The organism is Natronorubrum sp. A-ect3 (genome assembly GCF_041821125.1).
In the GTDB taxonomy this organism is placed as follows: Archaea; Halobacteriota; Halobacteria; order Halobacteriales; family Natrialbaceae; genus Natronorubrum; species Natronorubrum bangense.
This window is the reverse complement of sequence record NZ_JBGUBB010000003.1, coordinates 390541-412954: the sequence shown is the minus strand read 5'-3', so window position 1 is coordinate 412954 and position 22414 is coordinate 390541. Positions and strand designations below refer to the sequence as shown.

Sequence of the window (22414 nt, the reverse complement as noted above, 5' to 3'; positions counted from 1 at the left end):
TAGAAACTCGAACTCAAGGTGCTTGAACAGCGGTACTGTCTCGGTAGCCGCGACATTCAAGAAGTCGTCTACCGAAGCTACGTCTTGCAGGGTTGCGCTGGTGCTGGACACACTTTCCGCACCCTGCTGCTTCGTACGTGACGCTTTCTATGACACGCTCTATAATGGAACTCTACCTGCAGTACAGTTACTGTTTTAGTTATGGTTATTTAAAACTTTCTTCTTTGTTAGATTTTCGTTGAAAAGAGGGGAGACCCGTTCAAACAAAAGCTCCGGAAACAGTGGAGTGAGGGTGTATTATAAAAACGAAAGCTTAGGAAGTGGTGGTGTGGTGTAGATTTATAAGTCACTGAGCTTAGGACGCTCCGGAAGCTAAGGAAGGGGTGGTTTTATCATGTCAGGCTGTATTATCGTCTCTCATGGGGATGTTCCAGCGGGATCGTCAAGTGTTCGCGGATGCCCAACCGCTTGACGACTCGTATGAGCCTGAGGATATTCGTGAACGAGACGAGGAACTCGAGAAATACCAACGAGCTCTCCAACCGGTCATCGATAATCGCCCAACATCGAACATCTTCCTATACGGGAAGACGGGGACGGGAAAAACCGTTGCGACGAAATTCATGCTGTCGCACTTGGAGAACGATGCTGCCGAGTACGACGACGTTGATCTCTCAACTGTCTGGGTTAGCTGTGAGAACCTTTCCTCGTCTTATCAGGTCGCAGTCGCGCTCGTAAACGAAATTCGTAAAAGCCAGAACAGAGACCGCATCAGTACTACCGGTTATTCCCAGCAACGTGTATTTGATATCCTCTACGAAGAGCTCGATGCACTCGGTGGTACCGTTGTGATTGTCCTCGACGAGATCGACAACATTGGAAACTCCGATGACATTCTCTATGGACTCCCTCGAGCGCGGTCGAACGGTTATGTCGGCGATGTTCGCCCTGTAATAATCGGTATCAGTAATGACTTCCAGTTCCGGGATAATCTCTCTCCGAAGGTCAAAGACACACTCGCTGAAAAAGAAATTCTCTTTCCGCCATACGACGCAAACCAACTGCGCCCGATTCTTGAACCACGCGCTGAAAAAGCGTTCTACGATGGTATCCTCGACGGAGACGTGGTTCCACTTTGTGCGGCCTTTGCCGCTCAGGACACTGGATCGGCCCGACAGGCGATCCGTCTGCTTCGTGAAGCTGGAGAACTGGCTCAGGCCGAAGATGTCGATACCGTGACTGAGGAGCACGTCCGAGATGCTCAAGACGAACTCGAGAAGAACCAACTGTATGAAGGGATGCAGGAACTCACGACACAGGGCCACGCAGTCCTCTGTGCACTCTCTTATCACCAGGCGCTCAACAAAGTACCTGTCCGATCTCGAGATCTTTACGAACGATACGTGAAGATCTGTGACAGACTTGATGCTGATAATGTGAGCGAACGGCGTGTTCGCGATCACCTTTCAGATATGAATATGCTTGGGCTCATCAGCGTCTATGAACGGAACGAAGGGCTCTCAGCTGGTCGTTATCACGAGTACGAACTTGATGTTCCGTTAAACGCAGTTCTTGAGGTTCTTCTCTCGACGAACCGGTTTGAAGAGGTGGCAAACATCATTCGATCAACGGCTGATGACAATAATCTCCTTCAGTCCGATATCTCTGACTATTGAGTCTGGTGCTTCGATGATTGGAACAGTTCGATGGTCACTGAAAGCTCCGGAAACGACGGAGGGTCCGGACTCGCTCAAAAGCTCTGGTAATTTCGGAGAGAGGTCTGTTACCAATTGTGTGGTTCACAAAAACTGCTCACGTATATCTGTGCCGTACCTAAGCGTGCTACTATCAACAACTCTGGTAGTATTTCTGCTCGGGAAATATTGTCCAGCATACCCTCCCTCCACCGTTTCCGAAGCTATGGACGGAGAAGTTTCAGCCTTGTTATAAGCTCCAAAACTTGCCCGTGGTTGTCGGCAGCCCTTTGCAGTGGTGTGATGAGCACCGATCTGGTTGATTGATAGTTTGTCCAGAGTGCATCGAGACACTGTGAGAGTAACTAGTGGAATCTGGTAGCACAAGGGGAAAGGGGGTAACCGACGGGGTCCGACTTATACCAACTGATCGGTCGTCTCGGTTCCCAAGGCGACGATTGCCAGTCGCATCAAGAACAGCGTCTCCGACCAGCAAGGCGAGCGCGAGGTCGACGCCGTCAGGCACCAACTCAAGGGCAGCAAGTTCGAGGTGCGCGACATCGACGAAGCGTACATCCTCCTTGATTCCCCGGCACAAATCTACTACATCAATATCGAGATCTACTTCGGAGAGTCGGTGCTGGCGGAGGTGGATCTCGAGTAAGAATCATTCGTGCTGTACGAAGACGGCACCGTCGAACCAGACAGCATCGACTACACTACTGGCCCGTTCGATTACACGTTGACAGGCACCAACACCGACCTCGACGTCTTCTACATCGCTCGCAATCGCCTTGGTCGCATTTCAAGCAGGTGCAGCATGTCGGCTTACTACGCTCGAAAAAGATATCGTGGATTTGGCCGGACGATCTTCGATAAGCTCCCGTACCAACTACCGCCAAGTCCCGACGAAGAACAGGCGCTTTGTGAAGAGGCAGAGAAAGTCAAAGAAGATACCACAGACAAGTCTTAGGCGTGATTTGTGGTTGATAAAATTCTAGACATGTTGGTTCAGTGTTTGAAGATTTTCCTCCAGGCGTTCGGTATCTATAGGCCAACTCCCGTGACGCGTCGTTAGAACCCAAATGCCTTGCTCTTGGAATTGATACAGACCGCCTCGAGCACCACCCTGATCGTATTTGCTGAAGCTGTCCGTTACAATAGATTCGTTGTACGCTTCAATCTCTTCTTGGGGATTGTCCACAGATTCGTACATGGCTCTCCAGGCAATCGCCCCAGTACAAACTACCACCTTTGGGTCAGTCACCTTCTTAAGCTCAGTTTGGAAAGTTTGCTTTCCAAATTCCTTGTCTCTTTTAGTAAGAGCAGTCTCGTTATAGCTCGGGAGTTTGTAGACTCGCGTATAGTATATTTCATCGTGGAGGCTCGGCGACAAACCAGATTCATCCACTCTTATATACTCTTCAAAAGGAACCTCATCAGGGCTCGTAAGCAAGTCAAGCGAAGATTGTAATTTAGGAATTATTTGACTGAATCCTTTAGAATTAGACAGATATCCATGAAGATTCTGAGCAAGAACTTCCGCAGAACGAGCGACATTGTCTCCTGCCTCACTGTGACGCCCGTGATGTCTTGAGGGGCGGAATGTATCTGGAGAAAGACTATTTGGTAATCCGGGATTGCTGGATACTAAGACGACTTCTTGACCTGTTGCCGGTGCCACTTGGTAAAGAAGTTCGAGAGGATCGTCGTTGGATTGTAAATAATCTTTCAACGATTGGGGTGCATCAGAGTTTTCGTATGCGTTCACATGTTCAAAATACTCAGCGACAGATGTGATTTCGTATTCTTCTTTTAGATACTGTATGTATTGGTCTTGAAGATCGTACAGGAATTTCTCTGCCTCGGGAGTGAATACACTCATGTGATAGACATTGAAATATAAATATATTAATAATTTTCGAAAAGAATGTATACGAGTCTGATCATACTGCTATCAACCAGTGATCGGCATTTCACGAGAAGACAGGGCAACGAATATTAAAGAATTTTACGCGATTGCCTCCTCACTATGCCAAATAAAGCACTACAAGTCATCTTACCCGTTGAGAGATCTCGCTATACGACTTCGCGGAAAATCATCCCTTCCAACTCGGAGGTCTAGAGAATCGCGATCTCCCAATCGAATTGCTCCTTGAGCGGTACGTGTTTACCCCGAAGTCTCAACAGCCGGTTCAGTGTGAGCCCGTGAGATCATCTCATTGTTGTTGACGACTCGGCGAAGTTCTTCGTAGGGATTGCGTCCCTGCTGGCGCCATGTCGCCAGCAGGGACAAGATCGTCTCGTGAACGAACATACCTCGATCGTTACGGAGTGTCCCGATGATTTTCCGGAGAACGACTGGTTCACGAAGTGCGTTCTCAGCTGCGTTGTTCGTCGGGGAGACCGCTGGCTCACCGACGAAGGTGAGCCAGTGGTCGATCCCTCCTTCGATTTTCCCGAGTAGTGTTGCCACTGGTTCGTCGGTTACTGACCGCTCCACGAGTGATCTAAGCCCGTTCTGACATGAGCGATGCATCTGTGCTCTCTCACGAAGACTCGGGTCGGTCTCCAGCCACGACTGGAGACCGACGAACATCTGCTTGAGGTACCGGTAAACGGGCTCTGCCTCCTCGTGGTCACTAGCAGCGTCTTCAGCTTCTCGGAGAAGATGTGCCCAGCACCGCTGAAGGTTACTGCTGAACGCTGGATACGCCGTCCACCCATCGCAGATGACCGTTCCCGGGAAGTCCTCGCCGAGGACTTCCGCGGGAACATCACTTCCACGACTCTCCCTTACGGCGTATAGCGTGTGCTCGCTCGTCCGAAACGTCCAAATCCACGCCTGCTCACCCTCGCGTTTGATACCGGTTTCGTCAACGTGAACGATCTCTGCTTGCTGAATCTGTCTTCGAATCTGTTCGTATTCGCAGCGACCGGCGCGCGCAGCGCGCTCGGTCGCGTGCCACGCGGACGCGCCCGAGAGTTCTAATCCATGCAGTTGCTCGAACCGGTCAGCGATTTTCCGGTAGGGGAGGCGGTGATCGTACCGAGAAAGTGCTGCTTGAGAGATGACGTTCACCCCGAACTGCCCCTCATCGGGGCAGTCGGGGTGTGTAGCAACGGTTTCTGTTCCACAAGAGCTGCACTGGTAGTAGCGACGGTTGTACCGGGTAATTTGTGGTGGCTGTGGATCGGGAACCTCCTCGACGAGTCGGTGGGCGTCAGCCCCCGACTCGTCGAAGTGTTCGCCACACTCGGGACAACAGTCACAGGTGACATCGATCTCTTTGTCGGGATCTGCTGTTGCACGCCACTCAGGGTCGTGACCGTCCTTCCGTCCGGGAGTACCGCCATCGGTTCGAACATTCTCGTCTTCGTCGTCCTGCGAGGTCGGGGACTCGTCAGTCCCCGACCGTCGCTTACTGGGCGGTGTATGCGGATTTTCGTATTTGCGAAGGCGTGTTTCGAGTTCTTCTATCCGCTCGTCCTTCTGATCGATTTTCTTGTCCTTTCGCTTGTTCTCCCGTTCGAGTTCTTCGACTCGTTGCTCAAGTTGGAGAAGCCGAGAAAGGAGCTCTTCTTTGGTGAAATCGTCTGCGTTCACAGACTCCACCAACCAGTAGTGACAGCAGAAGTAACGGAATGGGCTCCGCTGCGGAGCCCATCCCTGAGAATCGTATCCGATGTCTGCTGCCTGTTCATATTGCGTCCGTTGAACGCTTCCTACGAGAGAGTACCGAAATCAGCCCGGGCTAAACACATACCCTTTTGTTATTTTATCAGCCAACACGTCTGTTTCTTCGCCACTGAACCAGTCCCGAGATTTATATTCGATTGTGCTTCCTTCCTCAGGCGTGACGACACCCCGCGCATCCAAGTTTTCAGCGCACTTCTCCATCAATTGGTGGAAGAAGTGTGTTATAGGGCCGCTGAACCATTCAGAAGCCATCTGGAATATGATGCAGGAAACGATATTCGCCATCGTATCTCCAGTATTGAAGTGAAGTGATCCACACTCCCAACGAGTGAAGCCTCCCTGAGAAGGGGTTGACGAGGACGAGTGAGACCGTGCAGAACTACGCGGGTTCAACAACTGCCGTTTCGGTGTCGGAATCTGTCTCGGTTTCGACGACGACCGGGAACTCTTCGGTATTTGCTGGTTCGCTCGAGGTGAACGAGAGGCGCACATCGGTCGATTCGCCGGGTTCTAACGTCACCGTTTCCGAATCTTCCCTCGATGGATCGTGCCCGACGATGAAGACGGCTTCTGTGGTTCCGTGCAACCCGCCCGTGTTCTCAATCGTGGCATCAACACCGAGTTCTTCACCACCGGTTACGGGCGAGTCCGTGTCCGTAATCTCTACTTCGAAGGTGGCTGGTACCCCAGCATCTGAATCCTCATCGTCCTCGTTATCGTTCTCCTCATCTCCGAACTGGTCAAGGTGATCTTCAGCGTGTGGGTTCTCGTGAGTGGTTCCTGCAACCATGTAATCGTCTTCTGTCGTGGCGAGGCCAGTTATCGCCGTACTGTCGTTCCCCCCGTAGTCGTTGACATGGATATGGACTTCGTCGTCGTTCTCCACAACCCCGTCACCCTCTCCAACTTCGATGACGACTTCACCTTCGAATGGCGCAGCAACATCATCTCCAAATGTAATTCCGTCTTCGTTGATCGTATTCCCATACAGTTCTTGTCCGTCGTAGAACCCGGTGCTGGCGTACACAACATCGCCGTCTTCAAATTCACCTTCGACAACGGCACGGTCATGGGAGGTAAACTCAATACCTTCTTCCACCTCGTTGTCTTCATCGCCGTTATCGTTATCAACCGCATCGGGATCTGTCTCCTCGCCCTCGTATGAGGAGCGAACTGTCGTCTCATCGGTGAATAGGAACGTCTCTACGTCGCCGTAGTAGGTTTCATGGCTAATCTCATCTTCGTAGCTGAAGCGAACGACGGGTCGATACTCCCACTCTTCGCCCACATCTGGACGACTGTTCGATGCCGAAATCTCACGAGGCTCCTCGGCACCTGAGAAAGCAACGGTAAGCATCCGCCATTCATTCTCACCAGCCCTGCGGAACTGGAAGTCGAAACTACTCACCTCATCGTATCGACCGAATTCAACGATTTCGGCGTGAAGGGTGGCCATCGGTGGGAAGGAGGTGTTTTCGTCCGAACCGGCGTGCAACGTTCTGATAATGGGATCACTCTCGTCGCTTTCCTCCGAGTCATCTGGTCGGTCGTCGGCTTCCTCGTCTTCGTCCGGTTCCTGATCCCCGTCGTCCGATCCGTCCCCGCCTGAATTCTGTTGATGATCATCTGAAGATTCGTTTTCATATTCATCATAATCTACTTCGGCTGGTTCTTCTTGCTCCCAGACTTTCCATTCCCCTTCCTCCTGACGTAATTCAACCGCTGCTTCTAATGTCTCTTCACCTTCTCTGATAGAATCTCTTGTATAGATTACATTTGTTTCTGCATAATCGTCCTCCTCTTGCACTAATTCGACCTCATGCGTTTCAAAATCGACTCTCCGAAGTTCTGCCTCTAATTGTCCCCGGCCAATGTCCCTAATGAATTCTTCTTCGGGACCATCCGAATGCGTAGTAGCTACTATCGCGTCGTAGTCATCTTCGTCCCACGCGTCTAAATAATCTCTAGTCGCCTCCAGAGGATCGCCAGTGGCCGGTTCATCATCGTTCAAGTCTTCATCGGAATCGTTATCTGGGTTATCAGCTTCATCCGAGTCAGCGCAACCGGCAATGAGCGCAGTTGTCCCCCCAATCGCTGTAATGATTGTTCGACGATTAGGATATACTCGGCTATTTTTCTCTTCCGGATGATTATCTGAATTCGAATTGTTCCGGCTATTTGACATACCACCTCATATCCCACCCAAAGACAAAAATCCAACATTATATTACAGATATTTAATGGTGGTGTTGTAACACATAAATTGTTTTCTTAATAATGGGGGCGAGACAAACGCGAGAGGCATCAGGATTTGGTTGGCACCTCCGCAGATCACTGGTCACGTACGAAGATGGACGAGCCTATACCCCCGATTTAATCACACAGCGTTATGTCACCGAAGTGAAAGGACAAGTGAGTCGCCATGGGATTCGTCGGGCAGAAGTTGCCCTGTCCGCGTTAGATGACCGCAAGTATGTGATCGTCGGGTCAGCGAAAGCAGTTAGTTCGGTACCAGCCGACCGCCACTACGAGTGGAATAATCGCCACGAGATTTCGGAGTTGTTTCAATGAAGGTGAATAGCTTCAGTGCGATCACGGGTGGGCTGACTGCGCCCCGTATTCAGCACGACCGTTAGAATCTATTATCGGACAAGGGTTTCAACAGAGCCACATAGATATAAGTTAGAATGGATCAACCATCAATCATGAGTGACAGAATTATCGATGGGGATTTGAGGAGGGATATTAACTATAGTTTCCACCCAAAGGAAGTGGATAGCCCCGACTCAATCCTCGGTGATTTAAAACTCGGGATCTCGTTAGAGACTGCAGAAATTACTTCTCCGGCCTTTGTTGAGATACACGATGAAAAATTGGAGAAGGGAGAGATAACCCTTGAATTGAAGGGAGCTGACAATACACAGGGCCAAATACAGATCGATACTTTAGGAGAATATTTTCGTGTTCCCCTATTATCTGGGCCGGTCTATTTTGCTGTTACAAAAGCGAATCAAGGCGAGATCGAGGTAGCCCACGATCTGATCCAAAGCGTCTACGATACGACCAAAGTCGAATGGGAATTCCGCGAAGATTGTCGAGATACAATTTCATTTGATGTTTTCCTTAACGTTATGGACCAACTCGCGGGCCACTCTCATCATTACGAACGTATTCTGTATCGATCTGCAACTGGTTATTTTGCCAAACGTATAGATGATCGAGGCCCCCAACAAATCAGATTATTTGATGTGCTATCGGAGCGGGTGAAAAAATGGAACCAATCTGATCAGACCGAATCAATCGGTGTTGACGACGTGCTTGCAGAGTATCTTGGGCGCAATTACGTTCATGACTATCTCTCAAATGAGAGGGATTCGTTACAGGGCCTTGGGTTTGATCCCATTGAATACGATCCATCATGGGATTCAATTGTTACTGCGGGTTGGATAGCACATCTCCTATTAACAGATAGCGAGGAGACCGTCAGAGAGTTTATCAGAAATCGTCCGATTCCCAAAACGGGATCCTATACAGATGTAAAAAATGACGCAAAGAACTCAAACTGGAATCGCTGGAGAGCGTGGGGCAACGTTCTTCCACTTACTGTGACTGAAGCTGAGGAAGAGTTCCACTATGACATCTACCAATATCTTCGGTTTGCTGGTAAAGATTATCGCGGAAACGGGAAAATATGCACTCTCCTGTATGCCGCTGCTGCTCAATTAACCGGACCGCTTCCAGCATTCTTCCATCAGCGAATAAGATTTCAGGAGTTGGTGTCTCTGGGGCACGATTATCGCCGAGACAAAAACTGGGAAGATGCGAGATCTGCTTTCCAGAATGCAGTAACGATAGCGTCTGGAAAGAACGTATCCAGTTATGATTGCGACGCTAGAAAGGTTGCACAAGCCACGAAGAGTCTAAGGCATACAGAGGCGACGATGTTAGCTATCCAAGGTAAAGAAAGTGAAGCGATAGAGCATTATCGTTCTGCAGTCACCGAATTACAGCAGCTTGGCGACGATCACAATATCGACGTGGAAGACCACACTCAGTTTCTTGAAGGCGAGATGAAGAAAGAGTTGAACGGATAGTACGCAAAGAACGCCTGTGAAGTCGATATTTGAGTGATCGGGTTATCAGACGTCTTCTTCGCTGAAGACTAATTTCGCGCTGTTCTCCTCGAGCCATTCAGCCTTCTCTTTGTAGTCAGAGATGTATTCGCCGACCCTTTGCCAGAACTCACGTCCGTGGTGCTGTTCGGTCAAGTGGGCGAGTTCGTGGACGACGAGGTAATCAATGACATTGGGTGGGGCCATGATGAGCCGCCAGTTGAGGCTAATCGTTCCACCAGTCGAACAACTCCCCCACCGAGTCCGCTGGTTCCGCAGTTCGAGGTTCTCGTACTCAACGTCCATTCGATCAGCGTAGGCGTCGAGGCTCACATTCGCTATCATCGAGACTATGCGAAACAGACAGTCCGGGAACTTGAACAGAACGCAAGACTTCTCGGTAACGAAAACGCGAACGCAAAGCAGTACAAAGAAGTTGAAACTGGTGGGTGTACTCACTTCGGATTCACGACGCCCCGGATGGACTTCCTTGGTTTCGATACAAGTGATCTCAATGACTCGCCCAAAAAAATCAAACTAAAAACATACGCGGACTCGCGTCATAAGCAACGAAGCGAGAGTGACCCGCTTCGGCATTGGAAACTTGAGGCGGCAATTTACGGCGCATACCACTGGGATCGGTGGGAAAAGATCCTCCACCATGCACAGCGGATTGTCTGTAGCCACGCGATCTGGGCTGGTATTCGCGAAGACGAACTCATCCCAGATGAGTGGTTTCTTGCTGGCCAACAGTCACAAAACTCTCTGACTTTCAAGCACCCTGCTGATCGTCGCGAACAACTCACCGAATTCTGGCATTCCGAAGAATTCGAACGTACGGTCGCTGGACGGCTATTCCACAGTCGCACGAAGTCGTACTACGACGTCCTCTGCGTTCTGCTGAACCGACCGAACGACCAAATAACATATCAGGAGATAGCCGATGAGATCGGACTAACAAAAGACTCTATCGGACGAATTGCTGGTAAACTCGAAGAAGATGGAATCGTTATCCGATGCTTCAGTGCAGTTGGATTCGTTCGCTGGCAGTCCCAGCAAGCAAAGGAGACAGTTCGTTCCTTGCTTGACCGTGATATGACCGAAGCGGAACGCCGTGAAAACATCGAAGAACGGGCTGCCGAGCGACGGCGAAACCGTGATGCACAGCGAGAAAGTGAATCCGAATCAAATGAGGGCGACAAGGATGACACTGACGATGGTTCCCATGATACGGTTGATGCAGAAAAGCTAGCTGAGCGCCTTTTAAGCGGCGATATCGATCCAGAAGAGGTGGTTCTTCAGTCGCCCGAGTAGTAATTCCCCTTTCGTGGTTGCCCTCTATTATAGTAGCCACTGAAAGTCAATGCACACCTGATCGCACGACGGCTGTGCGATCAGTGTGTGAATCGTTTCAGTTGTTACTATAGCTGCAGCACTATTTTTCACTAACTTAACTCCCCCATTTCATGATGTCCCGTTATCAATTACTGTATGTAGGTACACTCTCATGCTTCCTTGGTAACCACACACAGTTCGAATAAGGATGGACCATCACGATATTCCGATATTATATTTCACCTGATTAGCCAGAATTAACCGCTTCCAGAGTGCGTTCCGTACTAAACCAACTGATGAGAATTTCTCCTCGGTTCGATAGGTACCCAATCCATCTTAGGGGTATGTCCCTAAGGGTTCAGGAATTGCTTCGAAATGGGATTCGATAGGGACAACTCGAGCGTCCAGTGGGCCAGAGTGGTACTCAGGTATACTTGTTGTCGACTTCGCCTTAGGGAGTGTAGTCCTCTATGAGTTCCCTTTTCCGCTCCGCGTACATCTCCGCCAACTCATCACCATCATCAGCTTCCTCAATCATCTCCTCAATCTCTTCTTCGGGAACTTCCGTTTGATCCGCGAGATCCGTCAACCGCTGTATATCTGAATCATCAAGGTCATGATCCAGCGCCTTTGCGACCATATGCGCTATCTCCTCATTATCAGGCGTATCATCCGACATGACATACCACGGGTCACCGAGCGAAGTGATAAAACTCCGGGAGAAACTCAAATAACGACACCAGCGAGCCAACCGAGTGCGCATATCCCAACCACAGCAGGCTTGATGCACTACCTCACTGTATTAAAACAGCAATTGATGACACGCTCACAACGTTTGACGAAAGTCACAATATGAGAATTGCCAATACACTTTCACAACGATGACCACTTTGTCGTCAGCTTTCCGATCCCTGAACTCGGCATTGATATTAACGATGACAATAATTTGTCCATTTGGTGCAAGTTGTTAGTTATTTGTATTGATGGCTGGGAGAGGGGGTGTGTGACATTACCAGACCGCATTTCCCGAAGAACACTGTTAGCATCACTTAGCAGTGGAACCGTGGCAGGTACGGTAATCGGCCAGTCCGAATCCACAGAAGAAGAGGAGACGAACAATAACGATACGCCCGAATGGCTGACTGTGAGAGCAGGGGAAGACGTCTCCCGCAATGGGCGGGTTATATCTGGAGCCGAGGGCGAGGCAGTCACTGCCTCGGTAGGCATGTCCGACGAAATACTTCCGATTGAATTCTCGGTTGACTACACCGTGCCGGGGACAAATAGGGAATTCCCACTCAAATTCATTTACCACGGAGGTTGTGAATTGGAAGCGCAAGTAGACACTGCTACAACCGCGTCCATCGGAATAACTGAAGAGTGCCAAGAAGAATACGCATTTGGGATAGATGTCGTCTCGTTTTCTGGCGAGTTACGACTGGACCCCGAACGGGAACGCATAGCCCCGGGGACATACATAATAACGGGCCTCGACTATGAACTAGAATTTTGCGCTGAGCTTCAAGACGAATGTGGGGACATTAACGATTTAATTGACCTCGATGCCCTTGATGGGTTCAACGATTATAGGAATAACATTGAGAATTACGAGATATGGGATGGCGATGAGTTCTACGAGCAGTGGGAAACAGGAGAATATCGTACACGGTGGGAATCAGGTTATAGGTATACGGACCCAGACATGGAGATTCGGGAGGTAGATACTCCAGAAGAAAGCAATCACGCACTCTCGGTTGAGCATGATGCCACAAGTCACCAGTTCCTCGAGACTCGTTATGAATTCCCATGGTCAGGTGAGTGGACGGTAGAAACAGTGTATCGAATTAACACGGAAGAATTATACTCCAGTCAGAAGCTACGGCTTTGGATTGCTGCTTCTACTGATAGTGAGGTTGAGGGTGGTGTTGTCTGCAATCTCGGATACAATGATCCGGGAGGGATTGGTGCCCCACGTCGCTTTGGGCCGAAATTCAACAGATCATGGAGTACACTGTTAGATGACACCGGATATGAAGAAACAATGGACTGGAACATCGGTCGGTGGTACAAGGCAAAGTGCTACCACGATGGGAACGGTGAGTACGCGATCAAGGTTTGGGAAGCTGAAGAAGAAGAACCGTCTGATTATCAAGTGACTGTATCTGGGGACGTACCCGATTCCGAGCGGTCGTCATTAATGATTCACACCTACTATAATAGCGCTGCGCCAGAGACAGCGTTTGACATTGCTTCTCTTTCAATTACAGAGGGTGACAGTGATGAGTTAGAAGATTTGGAAGATGAGCATGAAGACTCAGAAGAAGAGGAAGACGAAGAGGAAGAAGAGGAAGAAGAGGCAGATATCACAGCTGCGCCTGACACGGAATTGTTATTCGAAACAGAATTGCCGTCCGGCGTCGAATCGCATGAAATCGAGTGGAGTGACGGCGATAATGAAGACAGTTCTGGTCTATTTTTAATGGGGTATCAGGACCATATCGGAAATGCTGCGTACTCAACGGCATTTGAGGGGACTGGTACTTATGAGGTCACGGCCGAACACCCCGATGGAAGCGAACTCGAAGCGTGGATTGTCAGTATCGAAGATGAAGCTCTGAGTGAACCAACCATCACCGAGATGGAAGCTGAGCCAAGCACCGACGACGTTATTCATGCAGACGAGTCGGTTGATATCACCGTAACAGCGAATGATCCAGCAGGTAACCTTGATCGTGTCCTATGGCAGGAGGGCCAAAACCAAGTTGATATTTGGGAAGAGACATCCGTAAGCGGAGGAGAGGACACGGCTACGATCACTGTGACTGGGCCCGAAGGTGACCAACCAGCACATTGGCTTCTAGCAGGATACTCGACTCTCGCAGTCGCGATTACAGAAGACAACCGTATTAGCGCAGTCGAATCCGATGACGGTCCGGAGATCATGCCACCACTTATGATCGATATTGAGGAGACGGTCGTCAATGAAGAAGTCGAGATAACTGTTACCGTCCAAAACGAAGGGAGTATGCAGAACGTGCGGATGGACGAGGAACAAGAAATCACGCTTGCACTCGATGGTGAGCAAATCGATTCCGAATCAGTAAGCGTAGACACAGTTGAGTCGGAAACCGTCACGCTAAGCGGTGATCCAGCAACTGATACGGATGGCGAGGTTGATGTAATGGTTGAGAGTCCTGTCGACGAGGCCTCTACAACCGTCGAATTAGATGCTGATAATGATGTTAACCTCGAGGTAAACATCACCAATACAAACACACCGGTTGATGCTGGCGAATTCCTTGAGGTAACTACCGAACTCGAGAACACGGGGTCTTCTGAGGTCACAGAAACAGTTGAACTCGTTGTCGGCCATGACTCGGAAGTTGTTGAGAGAGAGACTGTCTCGGCCGCTGGTGGCGAACAGATGGAATTGTCACTCGGGTATGAGACACCAATGGTTGACAACGACCAAGAATTCCCAGTCCACTTTGAAACCGAAAATGACGATGATGAGCAAATTGTGACAGTGTACGGAACGGCTGAGTCTGACAACGAACCAGATGACGAATTTGATGAGTTCGAACCAGACGATGGGGACGACGAGACTGAACCAGACGATGAATTCGACGGGTTCGAACCAGATGACGGGGACAACGGGACTGAACCAGACGATGAATTCGACGAATTTGAACCAGATAATAGTGGGGATGAAACCGAACCAGACGATGGTTTTGAGTCCACAGAAAATGATGATGATGTTGGACAATCATAGTGTCCACTGATAAAGCTACTAACGTATGTCGGTCTAGACATACTCGCGACCAGCAGCGACACATCCTATACCCGAAATTGCAAAATCCAAGTCCTCGATAATATCTATGTTGTCTGTACCATTATGTTCGGTAGCGGGCTATCCGACGGACCATTCTACATATTGATCACAGGGGAGAGACAGACGCGTGACAACGGGGGTAACGGTCATACAGTAGGTGTATCTAATATCAGACGAGCGCGTATATCCTGACCTCATTGCGTCTGATGCACTATACTACTGTATTAATAAAAAGTCAAGCCCCCAATATTCTATTTACCCGTAGACATTATCATGACAAGCAAACTCTACGCAATCCGACTCGAGGATACGAACGAGTTCAAAAGAGAAATTAGTAAATTGGAAATCGAACATGACGAATCTCATGGGGCGTACTCTCATGAAATCCATACGGCCATGTTCCGACTGGCAGTAGGCACTCCAGACCAGTTCCTCACAAAATTACGCAATGTGGAGGGGGACTAACCGCTATGGGCGACTGAAGTCCTATACTATCCTGTATGGGTTGGTATTATTAGATTGAAAGCGTAATTGACAGGATACAAGCTCGGTAACTCCACTCAATTGTAATCTCAGTGAGTATACACTGTCTCTAGTTCTGTACCTGCAGCGCCCATCCTGCCGCGTAACGCCTAGGAGTTACACGACGGCGCCGACTTTCTTATAAAGAATCCGCACGCAACGCGGGAGAGTCCATCACGTCGCAACACGCGGGTCGCCTCCGTCATGGGATTCGCCGGATCAAACCACTCGGCGCTGCAACATAACGTCAGTGCAATGCTCAGCCAGGGATAAAAATCTCGATTCCATGAATTATTTTCCCTAATCATGAATTGGTTCACTATTCATTTAGTGAACAGTGGACCGGCGGGTACGGTCATGACGACCCATACGGAGTTTGGCATTCGAAACTACACACGGGTACCCTTGGCAGCACCACGCACCTTTCCCGTGTTCTACGAACTAATATAGGGTATAAAAACGAACATGAGGGAGTGACACGACGGGTCTCGAATGAGGATCTCCTCGATGAACTGCGACGTCTAAGTCGAGAACTCGATTGCGTCCCTACGGCAGCGGATATGACCGATGATGGAAAATATGGGGTTAACACCTACTCTCGCCGATTTGGATCGTGGACAAAGGCAATTGAATCCGCCGGACTCGAGCCTTCGCAAAGACGTGACATTCCTACTAACGAACTTATAGAAGAGATTGATCACCTCTGCGACCGACTTGGCCGGGTGCCGACCGCTGACGAGATGAATGAGAAGGGGAAGTTCTCGGAAGCAGTGTACGCAGATCGATTTGGGTCCTGGAACAGTGCGCTTGAAGCGGCAGGTTGCGAAGTGAACTACATTTATGATAACACCGACGAGGAGCTTTTGGCAGAACTTTGTCGAGTGCGCGACCACGCTGACAGAACACCCCGAAAAAAGGATATGGATGAAATTGGCGAATTCCACAGCACGACCTATATCAACCGGTTCGAATCGTGGAATACCGCTCTGAAAAAGATCGGTTGCGAACTAAACCAACAGATCGAAATAGGGCCAGAAGCCGCTCTCGAAGAGGTGAAGCGAGTGGCTGATTTGGTGGACGGGTCCCCAACGCAGGAGGATTTCACCGAATACGCGGATTTTTCGCTCGCTGTTATCCGCCGTCATCTTGGAGGATGGAACGCCGCTCTCGAGGCTGCTGGATTGGAACTCAACCGTCGAAACGACGTTACACGAGAAGAACTACTTGAGGAGATCGAACGGTTGTACGAGAGGACAGGAGAAACCCCGACCTTGTCCGTTCTTGACGATCACAGCAAATACACACGCTACACTTACTACAACGAGTTTGGGTCATGGACTGCCGCGCTCGAAGAGTGCGACTTTAAACCGGAGACCGGCGGGATCGAGTACACTAAGGAGGAACTTCTAACCGAACTTCACCGCTTGGCAGAGGAGTTGGACAGAACGCCTACCACCGAGCAGATGACGCGGTTGAGTAAGTACGGCGTCGGTTCCTATCAGCGCCACTTTGGATCATGGAATGACGCGCTCATTGAGGCGGGCCTCGCTCCCAACGTGCGGATCGACATTCCACGCGAGGAACTTCTAGAAGAATTGGAAGGTGCCGCCAACCGTCTCGGACGCAGTCCGACCCGAGAAGAGATTCCCGAGATGTCGAAATTTTCGGCAGAGCCGTACAAACGGGAGTTTGGCTCTTGGAACGAGGCCCTCCGCGCTTCCGAACTGCCGGTCGTAAAGCGCGAAAAGATTGCTGACGAAGAACTTCTTGATGACCTGCAACGGGTCGCTGGCGAACTCGGGGGGACGCCATCACGTGCACAGATGGAGAGGCACGGAACGTACTTCCCATCTATCTATCCGAAGCGGTTCGGAACGTGGAACGCGGCCGTTGAGGAGGCTGGTTTAGAACCCACACCACAGGTTGAATACACGAGAGAGAAATTGCTCGCGAATTTGGAGGACATCATCGACTGCCTTGGCCATGTCCCGACCCAGGAGGAACTGAATGAACATGGAGACATTTCGGAGGGACCATACCACAGCACCTTTGGATCGTGGAGCGACGCGATTCAAGTTGCTGGCTTTGAACCGCGCTTTCCCCGCGACGGGGAGTATGACTACACGTACTACGGCGCGAATTGGCAAAGACAGCGCGAAAAGCGGATTTCGGTCGATGGGTATCAGTGCCGCAGATGCGGGATGGGACGCGGTGAGCACTACAAGGAGTACGACCGGGATCTATCAGTTCACCACATCCGTAAATTCAACAAATTTAGTATATATAAGACAGCCAATGTACTTGCAAATCTGATTACAGTCTGCGAGAAGTGTCACAGGATTATAGAGGGAAAACCTAAGTCGTACTTCAACAAACTCATGCCGGACGACATCGTCACGGATGATAAGGAACACTACCGGCTAGATATGTTTAAATAGAGTAATTATTTTCCATTACGGTAATGTACCACCTTCCATTCAAAAGGTATTGAGCATGTGCTGTCGTAGAGAAAGGAAGGGTCTAGGATCAGATTCGTTCGGGCGACGTGTAGACTTCAGGGCAGCGAGAGCCTTTCCACAAAGATGCATTCCTGTTCGTCGTCGAGTGTCAACCACCACTTGAACTGATTGCCGGTCCACTGCGCCGACATGATCGAGCGTCTGAACGCCTTCGAATGCTTCGAGGTCAATCCCGCCAGAATTCCGGACAGCCCGTTACTCCCACCGACTGTTTCACCGTGATCGGCCTCCATTCGGCGAACGAGTTCGTCAGTGGTTATTGGACCCTCCGCTTCGTACAACACGCGGAACATCGCCTCTTGCTTCGTGGTCAGGCGATCGAAGAAATCCGACGGGAAGTAGCCCTCGAACTCCTCCGGAACATTTGAATTCGATTGGTCGATCTCGGGCGGATCGATCGCCCACTCCTCGAGGGCAAACTCAACGAGGGTCTCCTCTCGCGAATCGATCTCCGATTTACCGAATTCGTCGAATTCGGCCAACTCCCGCTGGACGCGCAGTGTAGAGGACTCATAGTCCTTCTCGCGGCTGCCGGTGGACCGCTTCTTCTCGGCAAACGGCAGATTGCCGTACGAGCTGTTCCAGTATCGACTGGCAATCGTCAGGTTGCCGAGCCGGTGGACGTGCTCGTCAAAGTCTTCGGCCACGCTCTCCGGAATCGCCTCCTCCGGGAGCTTCCGCGCGAGGACGTGCTCGACCTGAAACTCGCTCGAGAGGATGTGCGACAGATCCTTGAGAACCTCCTCGCCGGCGTCCGAGTCGATCTGCTGGCCGTACCTGTAGAACAGGTACTTCGCGTCGCGGCTGGTGTTGCTTTCGTAGAAGTCGGGATCTCGAAGCTTGCGTTCGAACCGCTCATCGGACGTGTAACGATCAGTGATGGCATCGATGCTCATCACGATTTCCTGGGCCTTGAGCGATCGATCGGTGTGGACCTCGTGGGCCAGACGGACCAATCGCCCTCGCCCGGTATCTGCGCGCCGACCATCAATCGCGTACATCCTGAACGCGAGCGTCTCGCAGGCATCGACGATCGCGGCGAACGCGTCCGGCTCGTCCGTGCCGAATCTGAGATACGACGCCATGAGGAGGGGCAGGACGTTCGCCATCCGCCCGAGTTCCAGCAGCCGCACCAGCGGCGTCCGCACTTCGTCCAGCCGGTTTTGCGGCTCGAAGATCGCCGCAAACGCCGAGGCCGCCTCGCGGAGATCCTGCACGTAGTGATCGATCTCCTTCTGAACGGCCTCGAGGTCGCCCGCGCGGTAGCGCTCCCGCAACCGTGTCTTCAGCGTCTCGAAGCCCTGGAAGTACTCATCGGAGTCGTAGCCGTCGTATATCCCCCAGTGAAAGCGGAGAAAGCTGTCCTCGTCGAAATCGGAGACTCGCTCGTGTCCGGTGCTGAGGACGAAGAGTTCGCGGTAGATGCTTCCAAATCGGTCCTTGATCTTCTCTTCCAACGCTCCCCCGTTGCTGGAGCGATCATCCATGTACATCAGGAAGCTCTTCGTCTTATCTAGCGTCGAGAGCGGCCGTCCGCGATCGTTCAGGCTCTCGAAGATCGAGGCAGCCTCCGATCCATCATCTATCTCGACGACGTTCACTCGACAGTCGTACCGGAGTTTCTCGGCCAGTTCTCGGATCATCCCCTTGCCGTCCAGTTGCTCGAACTCGCGCTCGAAGAATTCGGAGGCTCGTTTGAGTCGCTCCTGGGACGGCGTCTGGGTGTCGATCGCAGCGGAACCGAGCAAGCAATCGCGGAAGTACTCCTTGTCCTGATCCTGCGGAAGCAAGCGCGGTCGTTCTGCGATCGGCGAAACGAGGTTGTCTTCGTCCAGGGTCTCGGCCACCGTCTCGTCGAACTGCGCGGCCACGTGGAGGAAGATGACGGCGGAGGTCAGCCGCTGTTGCCCGTCGACGACGTCGTACTTGTCGAATCGCCTGCCACGATCCGTTCGAAATTGCTCGCCTTGCTTGTCCAGGATGATGTTCCCGAAGAAGTGTGACTTGCCGTCCGGGAGGTACAACAGATCCTCCAGTAGCTCTTGAAGCTGTAACTCTTCCCACGAGTAACTCCGCTGGTAGCCAGGGATATCAAACAACCCATCGGTTAACAGAGAGTCTAGGTGGACCGTTCGGGTCTCCATGAACGCGTTGACCAGTCACTCGGATATAATTTCTTCTCCTCCATCACTGGTTTTCATTGCTTAAGCATCCTCGAATATCACCGAAATTTGGTACTGCTGATGAGCATACTTGGCGTAGGTGTCACACTCGCCTCGATCGAGGTGGGCCGATGACGAGAGACGAAAAGAGACAGCCAGATCACCCGTTCGTTGGTCGCGACCGATGGGAGTGAACTTGCGAATCAAGAAAGCAACGTTGAGCGAGCACTTTCTCACGCGAATCATTGCGCGCAGAAATTCGAAAACGCAATAAAAAAGTGGGAACCGTTACCTACCGATTACGGTCGAATTCCACTTGGAACCGCGTCGCCAAGACGGCCTCCGTCTCGGTGATTCCCCAGTAGACGAATCTGCACTCGCCCGAAAGGAGCGGCCGACAGCGAGAGGTCTGGTCCTCGATTTTGAAGCCTTGCGGATGGGTCGTGAGTTTCCACGTCACCACGCTGTCAGGGTTGAGGACGGATCGGTTGGAAGGGGCAAAGGCATCGGGATTTCCGAAGGGCGTCACCCACTCGCGCTTGCCAACTCGATGCTGGAGGGCGATCGGTTTCCATTCCCGAATCGCGACGGGCGTCGGCCCGTCGTTTCGCAGTGTGATCCGGCGGTCAGTGCGCAGTCCGTCCGGGTAGGTTGTCGTCTCGACCGTAAAACGAAGCGTCAAGTCGTCGGTCACCAACTCGTCTTCTTCGACCTGTTCGAGGTCGAAGCCGGACCCCAGTCGATCAAACGCCACGTTGCACGCGTAGCAGTAGTACTCGGAGTAGTCGTCAAGCGGGTTTCGCGTCACGTCGGCGTCGTCATTACACCACGGACACGGCCAAGCGGATGGATTGAACGGACGCTGACACCGAGAGCAGTAGTGAAGTTCGGGCCAGTTTGTCGTGTTCGATTCGATGGAGTCCGTCGCGCAGCAATTCGGGAACGGTTCTTCTGCCACGTTTCAGTAATCAGTGAGTTACGTGCGGCACTTGAACTGCTCGTCCCAGGGGGTGGTCCCGGAAGGGCCGAGCGTTGTCGGTCGGATCCTGCTACTCATCACGCCGCGACAGAGCGCGTGCTCAGCAGACCCGCTGTACTAATGACTGAACGAAGAATTCACACTTGCTTACTTATTCTGGCGAGTTCATCGTGACTCCATGCCAGTGAATGCAGGATGGGGAGAATTGCTTGTCGGCGCGTATCACAAACGATTGAACGGCTGCGAGGTTGTTAGCTACAACAATCGCTCGGAGAAACCGGGTAACCAGATGGAAGCGGATGTCGTTGCAATAGACAACGACCGGGAAACAGGTGATCAGAACGTCTACGTCTGCGAAGTTGTCACCCACATGAGCGGGGATCTGTATTCGGGATCGCCGGATGAAGGCTGGTGGACCGAATATTCCAACACCAAGGCGTACCATTACTCACTGCAGAAACTTTGGGAGAAATTTCAGTCAGACTATCAGTACGTCAATGATACCTTCCCGGAAGCAGACGGGTATTCGTATCAATTCTGGGCTCCGGTGGTGTCCGGTTGGCAAAACGGAGGTGCACTAATCGAGGGCCTCGAGGCACTCGCAGAGAAGTTCGAGGAAGAAACGGACGAAGAACTGGACCTCGTAATCAATCAAGACTACACCGCGAGGATTCGTGACCTTCAGGATGCGGCAAAGGGCGACATCAGCGATCACGGGGCGCCGGCGTTTCGCTTCCTCCAGATTCTGGAAAACTTGAAATAGAAACCGGTTACCATCCCTAAGAGAGCGCTTAGACAACCAGAGGTTGACCACGCTCAGGACGCGATTCTTGACGCAATCCACATAGTGTATATTAGTAGATGAAAGACACGTATTTGGACTGTTGTAATACCCTTCCTATGATATTATTCTGAAGAGACATTCCACCGACGATCTCCAGCACACGGCTTTTGACGGCCGAATCATTGGCCGCATGCACATGCTGCTCCATGACGACCGCCTCACCGTTTCTGTTCGTAATCTCTCCTGCGTCACGAAGCAGGTCGATTGCCCGTCGCGCGTCACCTTCGTTTTTCGCTCCGTATGCAGCAACAAGTTCAATAACACCTCCATCAAGGGACCCGTCTTTGAACGCATCACGGCGACGATTGATAATTTCAATGAGTTCGTTAGCATCATAATCAGAGAAGTTCAGACCATTATCGAAATGAAAACGGAAAAACGAAAACAGAGATGTGCGAGAGGTCCCAAGTCTTAGGAAAAAATAATGGCGTGATTTCTTTGTCAAGATTTGCTAAATAGCAGTATCAGTTCTATCGGAATCCTCTCTTACTCACATCAAACAAACTGCTGCTCACTACAGTTGCTAATCTATTAATCCTGAATGTTCAGCGTCTCCCCTGAGTGGATAGCTGTCAGAGCTTCATCTCTGTCTTACATTCTTTAAAATAGTGCTAAAGTAATAAATATCTCTGCTGAGCGAAAGTAAAGATTGTTTATTCGATCAAAATAAGGATCAAGCACATCGGTCCCGTCCTTCGCTTTCACCTCTATGTCT

At 51.0% G+C, this 22414-nt stretch carries 15 protein-coding genes and 2 pseudogenes; 7 read left to right on the top strand and 10 right to left on the bottom strand.

The features are described 5' to 3' along the window. Nucleotides 1-111 (bottom strand): annotated as a pseudogene (locus tag ACERJA_RS13925) (IS5/IS1182 family transposase); the annotation flags it as partial. Nucleotides 112-419: 308 nt separating this feature from the next. Between ACERJA_RS13925 and ACERJA_RS13920 the strand changes: the two are divergent. After that, nucleotides 420-1676, top strand: coding sequence for an orc1/cdc6 family replication initiation protein (locus ACERJA_RS13920; protein WP_373608862.1), 1257 nt, complete (start codon nt 420-422; stop codon nt 1674-1676). 691 nt (nt 1677-2367) lie between these two features. Then, on the top strand, nt 2368-2667 hold the full coding sequence (locus tag ACERJA_RS13915) for a hypothetical protein (RefSeq protein ID WP_373608861.1): 300 nt from the start codon (nt 2368-2370) through the stop codon (nt 2665-2667). A gap of 24 nt (nt 2668-2691) precedes the next feature. Here the strand turns inward: ACERJA_RS13915 and ACERJA_RS13910 are convergent, their stop codons facing one another. The 4 genes from ACERJA_RS13910 to ACERJA_RS13895 all read right to left on the bottom strand — a co-directional run bounded on the left by ACERJA_RS13910 (nt 2692) and on the right by ACERJA_RS13895 (nt 7405). Then, nucleotides 2692-3579, bottom strand: coding sequence for a hypothetical protein (locus ACERJA_RS13910; protein ID WP_373608860.1), 888 nt, complete (start codon nt 3577-3579; stop codon nt 2692-2694). Nucleotides 3580-3864: 285 nt separating this feature from the next. After that, nucleotides 3865-5301 (bottom strand): IS66 family transposase, encoded by a 1437-nt coding sequence (locus tag ACERJA_RS13905; protein WP_373608859.1) that lies wholly within the window; start codon nt 5299-5301, stop codon nt 3865-3867. A 138-nt stretch (nt 5302-5439) separates the two neighbouring features. Next, a complete protein-coding gene (locus ACERJA_RS13900) occupies nt 5440-5679 on the bottom strand; it encodes a hypothetical protein (protein ID WP_373608858.1) in 240 nt (79 codons plus the stop codon). Nucleotides 5680-5773: 94 nt separating this feature from the next. Then, nucleotides 5774-7405, bottom strand: a complete 1632-nt coding sequence (locus ACERJA_RS13895; protein WP_373608857.1) for a hypothetical protein — start codon at nt 7403-7405, stop codon at nt 5774-5776. Between the two features lie 694 nt (nt 7406-8099). Here ACERJA_RS13895 and ACERJA_RS13890 point away from each other — a divergent pair. After that, complete coding sequence (locus tag ACERJA_RS13890; protein ID WP_373608856.1) at nt 8100-9488, top strand: tetratricopeptide repeat protein; 1389 nt, start codon at nt 8100-8102, stop codon at nt 9486-9488. Between the two features lie 45 nt (nt 9489-9533). Here the strand turns inward: ACERJA_RS13890 and ACERJA_RS13885 are convergent, their stop codons facing one another. Beyond that, nucleotides 9534-9839: a M48 family metallopeptidase gene (locus ACERJA_RS13885; protein ID WP_373608855.1), complete on the bottom strand. Its 306-nt coding sequence runs from the start codon at nt 9837-9839 to the stop codon at nt 9534-9536. Nucleotides 9840-9986: 147 nt separating this feature from the next. Here ACERJA_RS13885 and ACERJA_RS13880 point away from each other — a divergent pair, with 147 nt between their 5' ends. After that, nucleotides 9987-10820 carry a MarR family transcriptional regulator gene (locus ACERJA_RS13880; protein WP_373608854.1) on the top strand — a complete coding sequence of 278 codons (834 nt, stop codon included), beginning with the start codon at nt 9987-9989 and terminating at the stop codon, nt 10818-10820. Between the two features lie 472 nt (nt 10821-11292). Here ACERJA_RS13880 and ACERJA_RS13875 read toward each other — a convergent pair whose 3' ends face one another. Next, the gene (locus ACERJA_RS13875; protein WP_373608853.1) at nt 11293-11520 is read right to left on the bottom strand and encodes a hypothetical protein; all 228 of its coding nucleotides are present in this window, start codon (nt 11518-11520) and stop codon (nt 11293-11295) included. A gap of 324 nt (nt 11521-11844) precedes the next feature. Here ACERJA_RS13875 and ACERJA_RS13870 point away from each other — a divergent pair, with 324 nt between their 5' ends. Together ACERJA_RS13870 and ACERJA_RS13865 are read left to right on the top strand one after the other, a co-directional pair. Next, nucleotides 11845-14613 carry a hypothetical protein gene (locus tag ACERJA_RS13870; RefSeq protein WP_373608852.1) on the top strand — a complete coding sequence of 923 codons (2769 nt, stop codon included), beginning with the start codon at nt 11845-11847 and terminating at the stop codon, nt 14611-14613. Between the two features lie 1055 nt (nt 14614-15668). Next, nucleotides 15669-17633, top strand: coding sequence for a homing endonuclease associated repeat-containing protein (locus tag ACERJA_RS13865; protein ID WP_373608851.1), 1965 nt, complete (start codon nt 15669-15671; stop codon nt 17631-17633). Between the two features lie 116 nt (nt 17634-17749). Here the strand turns inward: ACERJA_RS13865 and ACERJA_RS13860 are convergent, their stop codons facing one another. Both ACERJA_RS13860 and ACERJA_RS13855 read right to left on the bottom strand, forming a co-directional pair. Continuing rightward, nucleotides 17750-19858: a DUF262 domain-containing protein gene (locus ACERJA_RS13860; protein WP_373608850.1), complete on the bottom strand. Its 2109-nt coding sequence runs from the start codon at nt 19856-19858 to the stop codon at nt 17750-17752. 310 nt (nt 19859-20168) lie between these two features. Continuing rightward, on the bottom strand, nt 20169-20684 hold the full coding sequence (locus ACERJA_RS13855; protein ID WP_373608849.1) for a hypothetical protein: 516 nt from the start codon (nt 20682-20684) through the stop codon (nt 20169-20171). 349 nt (nt 20685-21033) lie between these two features. On the opposite strand from ACERJA_RS13855, the gene ACERJA_RS13850 reads away from it, so the two are divergent. Next, nucleotides 21034-21618 carry a hypothetical protein gene (locus ACERJA_RS13850; RefSeq protein WP_373608848.1) on the top strand — a complete coding sequence of 195 codons (585 nt, stop codon included), beginning with the start codon at nt 21034-21036 and terminating at the stop codon, nt 21616-21618. 139 nt (nt 21619-21757) lie between these two features. Here the strand turns inward: ACERJA_RS13850 and ACERJA_RS13845 are convergent. Next, nucleotides 21758-22054, bottom strand: a pseudogene (locus ACERJA_RS13845) (cell division control protein Cdc6); the annotation flags it as partial. Nucleotides 22055-22414 lie beyond the last annotated feature (360 nt).